The organism is Geobacillus thermodenitrificans subsp. thermodenitrificans DSM 465 (assembly GCF_000496575.1).
GTDB classification, from domain to species: domain Bacteria; phylum Bacillota; class Bacilli; order Bacillales; family Anoxybacillaceae; genus Geobacillus; species Geobacillus thermodenitrificans.
Genome location: NZ_AYKT01000005.1, coordinates 254,748 through 264,274 on the forward strand (window position 1 = coordinate 254,748; position 9,527 = coordinate 264,274).

The following is a 9,527-nucleotide window of genomic DNA, read 5'->3' on the forward strand; positions in this document are numbered from 1 at the left end:
AATAAACGGCCGCCGGCCGAGCCGATTGCCATCACACTCGTCAAACAAAGGTCTTATCGACTGCGAATTCGATAGAGCGTTGCACCGCTTCGACAAAGCTGATAGCTGCTCGTCAGCTTTGTCCTTCGTATTTTTTTAATTGTTCGGTCAGCTTCTGAAACAAATCCATATCTTTACGGTCGAGCGCCTGGTCAATTTGCAGTCTTAACCTTGATATTTCATGACGCTTTAACGCTTCATCCAACACTTGCTCGGCCTCTTTCGCCATTTTTTCATGGCGCTCATGCCGACGAACGTTCTCAAATGCCCGATGATCAATCAGCCGAAGATACGAAAAATTTCTGGCCTTCCCCGGAAAGTAAAGCGTCAAATACAACGGTTCATTCGGGCGCAGCGCCAAATCGCCCATAATCGCCGCCAACCCCGTGCTTTTCTGGCCACCGCGATAAAAAACAAGCCCTTCTTCCTCCGCCGTCGCAGCCGAAATAATCAGCCACCGTGCTTGTTTTTGCCCGTTTTCGGTAAAATGGACGTTTTCAAGCAAATGCGGATGTTGAAGCAAATAATTGAGCACAAACCGGGCATCCGGATGCTTTAAGCGATAATTTTGCAAAAACGAAGTTAAAAAGTGACGCTTTTCTAATGACGACACCCACCTCATTACATCACCCCCTTAGGAAACCTGCGCAAGGCCCCTCTGCCTTTAAGCACGGGGACATTGTATCCTAATCTATTCGTTTACCGCTACAACATTGTCTGATAACTTGACCAATGCCGTTCCAAACCGCGGCACCAATCAGGCCAATATAGACAAAAGCCGACCTGTTTGATTTGATCTGTTTGTCTATACAGTATAGCTCATTTCAGCCTTCCATGCAGCAACGGCCAACAACAGGAAAGTTCTGCTAAAAAAAAGCTGCCCTTCGTCTTCGGGCAGCTTGTTGTTTATGGGCGCTGAGCGCCACAGGCCGGCAATCTACTGAATCACACACATTCAAACGAGCTGCAATGCCAGTCCTTCTCTTAAACCGAGCATCTCCGCTGTTGCGGCTTGAATGTCGTGCAAAAGTCGTTCGTTTTTCATGAGCGATACACCGTAGGAAGGAATCATTTCTCTCACCTTCGGCTCCCACTCTTTCATTCGTTCCGGGAAACATTTCGTGATTACTTCTAGCATGACATGAACCGCGGTCGAAGCGCCTGGCGAGGCGCCAAGCAACGCCGCAATCGAACCATCAGCCGCATGGACGACTTCTGTACCAAATTGCAACGTTCCTTTGCCGCCAGCTTCCGTATCTTTGATCACTTGCACGCGCTGGCCAGCAACAATGACATCCCATTCCTCGCTTTTGGCTGTCGGAACAAACTCGCGCAACTCTTCCATGCGTTGTTCTTTCGACAACATCACTTGCTGGATTAAGTAATTGGTAAGCGCCATATTTTTCACGCCTGCCGCCAACATCGTCAAAAGGTTATGCGGTTTGACCGATGTAAATAAATCGAGCATCGACCCGTTTTTCAAAAACTTCGGCGAGAAGCCGGCAAACGGTCCAAACAACAACATTTTTTGATTGTTGATAAACCGCGTATCCAAATGCGGAACCGACATCGGCGGCGCGCCGACTTTCGCTTTGCCGTACACTTTCGCATGATGCTGCTCAACCACATCCGGATTGTTGCACACCATAAACAATCCACTGACCGGGAATCCGCCAATCCCTCTTCCTTCTGGAATACCGGATTTTTGCAACAGATGGAGGCTTCCTCCCCCAGCACCAATGAAGACAAATTTGGCCACATGACGTTCAACAGCGCCGCTATCTAAATCGCGCACTTTTAACTCCCATAGACCGTCGCTTGTCCGCTTGATGTCATCAACATGATGACGGTAATGAATCTCGACATTTTTCCGTTTTAAATGCTCAAACAGTTTGCGCGTCAGTGCCCCAAAGTTCACATCTGTTCCTGATTCGATCCGCGTAGCTGCGATCGGCTCGTTCACAACGCGATTTTCCATCATGAGCGGTATCCATTCGGCCAACTTTTTCGGATCATCAGAAAATTCCATGCCTTTAAACAGCGGGTTATTTACCATCGTTTCATACCGCTTTTTCAAAAATGCGACATTGTCTTCCCCTTGCACGAAGCTCATATGAGGCAACGGACGAATGAACTCTTTTGGATCACGAAGCACCCCGCTGTTCACTAAATAAGCCCAAAACTGCAAGGAAACGTAAAATTGCTCATTGATTTTGATGGCTTTGCTGATGTCAATGGACCCATCGGGCTTCTCAACGGTATAGTTCAGCTCGCAAAGAGCCGCATGCCCTGTTCCGGCATTGTTCCACTCGTTGGAGCTTTCCACTCCTGCTTCTTCCAGTCTTTCAAATACAGTGATGTCCCACTCCGGTGCCAACTCTTTTAACAACGTTCCCAACGTGGCGCTCATAATGCCGGCGCCGATTAAGATCACATCAGTTTTGGTTTGTTTGTTGCCCATGTTTACCATCCCTATCTACTAATATTTACAAAAGCGGTGAGCGACCGCTCGAAATGATTCCACTGATACCCCCGTTTACCTTATTGAGGGCGGTTACACAATTTATTATAACACATTTTACTAATAGTATGTCACTATTATTAATAAACATGAAAATATATTAGTATAATTAAATATTCACTACATGATAAATCTTTCAATAGTAGAAGCTAGTAGTTTCCTTTTATATTAATTTTACAAAATAGCTGAATATTTCGCTACTACTCTAAAGAAAAAATTTTTCGCCAGGCAATGGAACTCCATCCAGAAGCAGTACATGTCTGCCACTACAGCCAAGAGTCCATCAGTCCAATATTGATCGCCGCCTATCGTATTGTATTGCTTCTTCCCCACTTGTGTGCATCCTCGATGTCTTTCCGTTCAATCTAACAGCATGAATCCCAAAAAATAAAAGCAACCAACCGTGCATCACGATTGGTTGCCTAACAATGACCTGTTCTGGTCTTTGCAGGGCGATTGAATCGAATTTGAAAGACAAGCCACAGATTTGCGGCAAACGAAACAGATAAGTAATATTTTTGCGTCTATATTCTTTCTGCATCTTTACGCTTGCATCCCTGTCACCATAATAATTTATAAGGGTTCTCCAAATAATATTTGATCATCCCAAGAAACTGGCTCGCAGGTGCCCCATCCATCACTTGATGGTCAAATGTTAAGCTCAACGGTAAACTCTTTCTTTTTTGAACAGCATCTCCTACAAACACGGCCATATCTGTCACAGTTCCAACACCAAGAATTCCTACCTCAGGCGGATTCAACACAGGAGTGAAAAATTCTACGCCATACGCTCCTAAACTAGTGATCGTGAATGTAGACCCTGTCATTTCTTCACTGCTCAATTCTCCATTCCTTGCCTTGGTGCTACATTCCTTAATTTTTTGCGACAGTTCCTTTAGCGAAAGCTTCTCTGCATATCGTATGACTGGGACAACAAGACCGTTTTCCAATGCTACTGCGATTCCTAAATGAATGGACTCATACGTGTAGATACGTCCATCCTGATAGAGACTGTTCATTTGTTTATGTGCCTGCAAAGCTAAAATCGTTGCCCGGGCGATAAAATCAGTAATAGTCCATTTGATATTCGGATCGTCTTGCCAGTCATTTTTCAGCTGTTCTTGCAAGTTAACCAACTTAGTGACATCTGCTTTCATATGAATAGTGAGTTGAGCGGTTTGCTGCAGGCTGGCAAACATTCTTGAAGCAATCACTTTCCGCATTCCTGTCACGGGTTTGATTGTCACCTTCTCATGTTGAAGCGAAGTGACATCTAGTTGGAGAAGTCCTTGTTGTTCACTGCCTACATTTTTCCGATGGTTGATCGCATGTGGGCGACTTGGGGCTGTCTGATCATTGTGGGATAACGATGCTTGTTTGGATTGAATCGCCTTTTCGACATCCGCCCTCGTCACCCTTCCTTTTGGCCCTGTTCCTACAATGTCACGCAAATCGATCCCGGCTTCGCGCGCCAACTTCCTTGCCGCCGGAGAAACCCGCAACATATGTTTTGATGGAACTTCGGCTTCCTCTTTCACCACCGTGGTTGCTGCCTCTTCAGCAGCTCTATTCATATCTTCTCCTCGTTCCCCGATATAGCCGATCACATTTCCCACTTTTGCTGTTTCATCTTGTTGAACGACAATCTCTAATAGCACCCCGTCTTGCGGTGCTTCAATATCTTTTTCAATTTTATCAGAGCTGATCACAACGACCGATTCGCCTTTTTTCACCGGATCCCCCTTTTTCTTCAGCCACTCGACGACCGTTCCCTCTTCCATGCTCATTCCTAGCTTTGGCATAATAATTTCCACAGCCACATTTCCTCTCCCCTTTTCCAATAAATACAAGGAGCGCGTGTTGCCACGTCCTGTCGGCAACACGCTAATATCATTTATACTGGTACAATCGTTTCGTCTCCTATAATCTCCGCTGCCGCACGCAACACTTTTTCCGGCGTCGGCAAATAGAGGTCCTCTAACGCCGGTGAAAACGGAACAGGACAATGTGGGGCAGTGATCATTTTAATGGGGGCATCTAAATAATCAAATCCTTTATCTGCTACAAGTGCCGAGATATCAGTAGCTACACTGCAGCGCGGATTTGCCTCATCAACGACAATGAGCCGTCCTGTCTTCGCTACAGATAACAAAATCGTTTCCTCATCAAGCGGAGACAGCGTTCGCGGATCGATCACTTCTGTTTCAATCCCCTTTTCTTGTAACATCTTAGCTGCCTGTAAAGCTGTATGCACCTGCTTGCCGATGGCGACAATCGTTAAATCATCTCCCTCCCTTTTAATGTCCGCTTTTCCGAAAGGAATAGTATAAAACCCCTCTTCTACTTCCCCTCTTATGTTATAAAGCGTTTTATCTTCAAAAAAGATAACCGGGTCGTCATCAAAAATAGAAGCGAGCAACAGCCCTTTCGCATCCGCTGGGGTAGAGGGAACGACAACTTTTAACCCTGGGATATGGGTGAAAAGCGCATATAGACTTTGCGAGTGTTGTGCTGCTGCCCGAAACCCTGCGCCGTGCATCGTGCGAATCGTTAAGGGCACTTTCGCCTTTCCACCGAACATATAGCGGAGTTTAGCCGCTTGGTTCATCACTTCATCTAAACAACTCCCAATAAAATCGTTAAACATTAATTCGGCAATCGGCCTTAACCCTGTCGCTGCGGCACTCACAGCAGCCCCGATATATCCGGCTTCAGCAATCGGCGTATCCAACACTCTGTCTCTCCCAAATTCTTGTACGAGCCCTTTCGTAACCCCCATGACCCCTCCCCAAGCTTCATCGTCTTGCAAATGATCAACCGTTGCACCGCCAGCGACATCTTCCCCCAACAAAATGACATTTTCATCTTTTTGCATCGCTAGTCTCATCGCTTCGTTCAATGCCGTTGAGAAGGAAATCGTTCTCGCCATTCTTTTCCCCTCCTAACCTTTCGTTTTAATAAGAAACATATACATCTCGCAACAAGTCTTCTTCTGTCGGAAATGGGCTGTTTTCGGCAAATGTTACCGCCTTTTCAATCGCCTTGGCGACATTTTGTTCGATTTCCACCAACTCTTGTTCTGAACATAACTGGCTAGCAAGGAGATAATTGCGGAACTTTTCAATAGCATCTAATTCTTGTAAGTGTCTCCGTTTTTCTTCCGGAGTTTTATATGTTTGCGCATCGCCTTCAAAATGTCCATAGTTCCGATACGTTTTACATTCAATCAAGGTCGGTCCTTCGCCGTTGCGGGCCCGTTCAATTGCTCTTTTTGCCGCCTCGTATACGGCAATAACATCCTTGCCATCAACGACTTCCCCCGGAATGTTATATGCCCCAGCACGGTCAGCAATATTTCGACAGCTGGATGCATATTCAAACGGTGTTGACTCCGCATAGCCGTTGTTTTCCGCCACAAAAATCACCGGCAATTTCCAAATAGCCGCCAAATTAATCCCTTCATGGAAGGTGCCATGGTTATTGGCACCGTCTCCGAAAAAGCAGACAGTTACAGCACCCGTTTTCTTTAATTTTGCTGTTAATCCAGCACCGACTGCGAGCGGGAACCCCCCGCCGACAATCCCGTTCGCGCCAAGCATTCCTTTGGATACGTCAGCGATGTGCATCGATCCCCCTTTCCCTTTGCACAACCCTGTTGCTTTCCCATAAATTTCAGCCATCATCCCATTTAAATCACAATCTTTGGCGATACAATGCCCATGGCCCCGATGAGTGCTTGTAATATAATCCTTGTCCGTCAAATGGGCGCAAACTCCTACCGCTACGGCTTCCTCACCCGCATATAAATGAACAAAACCAGGCAATACTCCCTTGCTGAAAATTTCATGGACTTTGTCCTCAAACTGGCGAATCTCGTTCATTTTCTGATACATCCACCTAGCTTTTTCCTTCGTAAGGGCAATAGACTGCGATCGAGCAACAGTCATACATAAACCTCCCTTTATTTAAGTAGTGTCATGTTTATTTAAAGCAAATTCCATGCCAACAAAAAAACGCTTACAAAACCTTTATTTGTAAGCGTTTTACAACCAAAGCACACACGTATTTCTTAGCCTTGTATCAATTTGTACTATTTTGTTTCATTCTAAATCAACTTGTACTTTTTGAGCTTGCGGTAACACGTGCTGCGGGAAATGCCTAACTGTTCGGCCATCTTGCTAATATTTCCTTTTGTTTCTCTTAGTACGTTCATCATCTGCTCTCTTTCGGTTTGTTCTCGATATGACAACTCCTCTCCCTTTTTACGGCTGTCTTCCAATCCAATTAGCATTGACTTTACTTTAGAGATTGTAGGGACTTCGTCTCCATACTCGATTCTCATTCGTTCTAATACGTTAAACAGCTCCCTAATATTTCCGGGCCAATGATAGTCCATCAACAAGTTCATGATTGAATGAGGCAAACAAACATTCCAACCGTTCTTCCGGCAATAGTAATCGACAAAAAACGGTATGTCTTCCTTCCGTTCCCTTAACGCGGGGAGTTGGATCGGATACACATAAAGACGATAAAATAGATCCTCTCGTAACTTCCCTTCTTTGACTAGCTCGTACAAATCGCGATGCGTTGCTGTGATGACTCGAACATCAACAGGGATCGATTTTGCTCCACCAATCGGCACAACTTCTCTTTCTTGGAGCACTCTTAACAGCGCGATTTGCATTTCTTGAGGGATCTCACCGATTTCGTCGAGAAAAATAGTTCCGCCATGAGCTTGGACGAATTTTCCCGCATAACCTGTGCGTTTTGCCCCGGTAAACGCTCCTTCTGCATATCCAAACAATTCACTACCGATTAATTCTTTCGGAATAGCTCCACAATTGATAGCGACAAATGGACCATCTTTCCGTAAACTATTTTGATGAATCGCTCGAGCAACCAACTCCTTCCCTGTCCCGGTTTCCCCTGCAATATAAACCGTTACATCCGTTTTAGCAACTTTAGAGCAACTTTGTAACACAGCAGCAAAAGACGAACTTGTTCCAATCACTCCGTCAAAGCGAAATGACGGTAGAGAGTAAGACAAAGACTTCTCATCTTGGGCTTTTTGCAAAGTGATTTTATAGCCGATCAGATGACCGTAAACGGAGGAAAAAATAGGAACTTTAGAGGAGACTTTCCACATTCGTTGGCAAAATTGTTGCAACGGCTGTTCAATGGTGCTCGAGCAAAATGAACGCAAGCGATCATTGGCCCACACAATGTTTTCCTGTTCATCACATATAACGGAGTAAGAAGTCGAATCTTCTATTTGAAAACCGTGCCGGAAAAGTTCCAATAGATCTTCTTTTTGTTGGAATCGCAACTGCTGTTCGATGGTGTAGGAGGCAGCGACAATCGTGGCGAGTACATGGTCTTGTGCTTCGGATAGACCGTGATGGATCGGGTAGGACATATCAATGATACCGAGGAGCTCTTTGTTTTCATCGTAAATCGGCGCAGCGGAACAAACCCATTGATGGGAAGCTATCGCATAGTGATCAAATCCAACAACCGTAATCGGTTCTCTCGTTCTTAAAGCCATGCCAATGGCATTCGTTCCGACTTCCTCCTCCGTCCATTTGACTCCCTCTAAAAAGTTGATTTCTTTTGCCTTTTTCATCGCCTGTGGATGTCCTTTCGCATACAACACGTACCCTTCTTTATCGATAAGGAGAAAAAGCGCGGGAATTTGTTGAAATAATTGTTGCAGCCGCTCTAAAACAGGAACAGCACAGCGGAATAACCGTTGATTTCTTTCTCTTTTTTCGACCAATAGATGGTCGGTCAAAAATACTTTTCCTTTCCCATCATAAGGATCCACGTTTTTCTGGCGGCAAAGATGCCATGATTCTTCAATTCTTCGATTTATTCTCCCTTGATCGAATGTTCCCTCTTGGACAAATCGACGCCAAACTTCCCGTTTAGACAGATCCACAATACCCATGGCAATCACCTCCAACAGGATTGATCCTGTATCCCTTATATTTATAACTGCCCGTTTAATACTTGCATTCCCTACATTGCAAAAAACTCCTTCTTAAAAATAGAAATTTTCCCGACCAAGAAGATAAAAACAAAAACAGCCAACCGTGCACCATACACGATTGGCTGCCTGTTGATTGCCTAGCAGCGACCTACTCTTGCAGGGGCGCTGGCCCCAACTACCATCGGCGCTGGAGAGCTTAACTTCCGTGTTCGGGATGGGAACGGGTGTTTCCTCTCCGCTATCACCACTAGGCGATATGAAATTGTGGGATCATTCCCTCAAAACTAGATAACCGTTTGGTGGGAAGAAGCCTCCGCTTTTCTCCTGTCTAGCTCCGGCCGCCGTTTTTCTAGGTTAAGCCCTCGATCGATTAGTATCCGTCAGCTCCACGTGTCGCCACGCTTCCACCTCGGACCTATCAACCTCGTCATCTTCGAGGGATCTTACTCGCCTAACGCGATGGGAAATCTCATCTTGAGGGGGGCTTCACGCTTAGATGCTTTCAGCGCTTATCCCTTCCGCACATAGCTACCCAGCGGTGCCCCTGGCGGGACAACTGGTACACCAGCGGTGCGTCCATCCCGGTCCTCTCGTACTAAGGACAGCTCCTCTCAAATTTCCTACGCCCACGACGGATAGGGACCGAACTGTCTCACGACGTTCTGAACCCAGCTCGCGTACCGCTTTAATGGGCGAACAGCCCAACCCTTGGGACCGACTACAGCCCCAGGATGCGATGAGCCGACATCGAGGTGCCAAACCTCCCCGTCGATGTGGACTCTTGGGGGAGATCAGCCTGTTATCCCCGGGGTAGCTTTTATCCGTTGAGCGATGGCCCTTCCATGCGGAACCACCGGATCACTAAGCCCGACTTTCGTCCCTGCTCGACCTGTCCGTCTCGCAGTCAAGCTCCCTTGTGCCTTTGCACTCTCCGAATGATTTCCAACCATTCTGAGGGAACCTTTGGGCGCCTCCGTT

The 9,527-nt window shown here is 46.2% G+C and carries 7 protein-coding genes and 2 rRNA genes; all 9 read right to left on the bottom strand.

Annotated elements, in window-relative coordinates; all coding sequences use genetic code 11:
• Window positions 1-112 precede the first annotated feature (112 nt).
• Window positions 113-661, bottom strand: a complete 549-nt coding sequence (locus tag DSM465_RS0106465; RefSeq protein WP_029760946.1) for a YpiB family protein — start codon at window positions 659-661, stop codon at window positions 113-115.
• 333 nt (window positions 662-994) lie between these two features.
• Window positions 995-2,509, bottom strand: coding sequence for a malate:quinone oxidoreductase (locus DSM465_RS0106470; protein WP_181372671.1), 1,515 nt, complete (start codon window positions 2,507-2,509; stop codon window positions 995-997).
• A 225-nt stretch (window positions 2,510-2,734) separates the two neighbouring features.
• Window positions 2,735-2,893, bottom strand: coding sequence for a hypothetical protein (locus tag DSM465_RS19830; protein ID WP_167526073.1), 159 nt, complete (start codon window positions 2,891-2,893; stop codon window positions 2,735-2,737).
• Window positions 2,894-3,120: 227 nt separating this feature from the next.
• On the bottom strand, window positions 3,121-4,380 hold the full coding sequence (locus DSM465_RS0106480) for a dihydrolipoamide acetyltransferase family protein (protein WP_029760947.1): 1,260 nt from the start codon (window positions 4,378-4,380) through the stop codon (window positions 3,121-3,123).
• 74 nt (window positions 4,381-4,454) lie between these two features.
• Window positions 4,455-5,489 (bottom strand): alpha-ketoacid dehydrogenase subunit beta, encoded by a 1,035-nt coding sequence (locus tag DSM465_RS0106485; RefSeq protein ID WP_029760948.1) that lies wholly within the window; start codon window positions 5,487-5,489, stop codon window positions 4,455-4,457.
• A 25-nt stretch (window positions 5,490-5,514) separates the two neighbouring features.
• A complete protein-coding gene (locus DSM465_RS0106490; protein WP_029760949.1) occupies window positions 5,515-6,507 on the bottom strand; it encodes a thiamine pyrophosphate-dependent dehydrogenase E1 component subunit alpha in 993 nt (330 codons plus the stop codon).
• Between the two features lie 158 nt (window positions 6,508-6,665).
• On the bottom strand, window positions 6,666-8,183 hold the full coding sequence (locus DSM465_RS0106495) for a sigma-54-dependent Fis family transcriptional regulator (RefSeq protein ID WP_236620388.1): 1,518 nt from the start codon (window positions 8,181-8,183) through the stop codon (window positions 6,666-6,668).
• A 501-nt stretch (window positions 8,184-8,684) separates the two neighbouring features.
• Window positions 8,685-8,801, bottom strand: a 5S ribosomal RNA gene (gene rrf / locus DSM465_RS0106505).
• Between the two features lie 98 nt (window positions 8,802-8,899).
• A 23S ribosomal RNA gene (locus tag DSM465_RS0106510) occupies window positions 8,900-9,527 on the bottom strand; the annotation flags it as partial.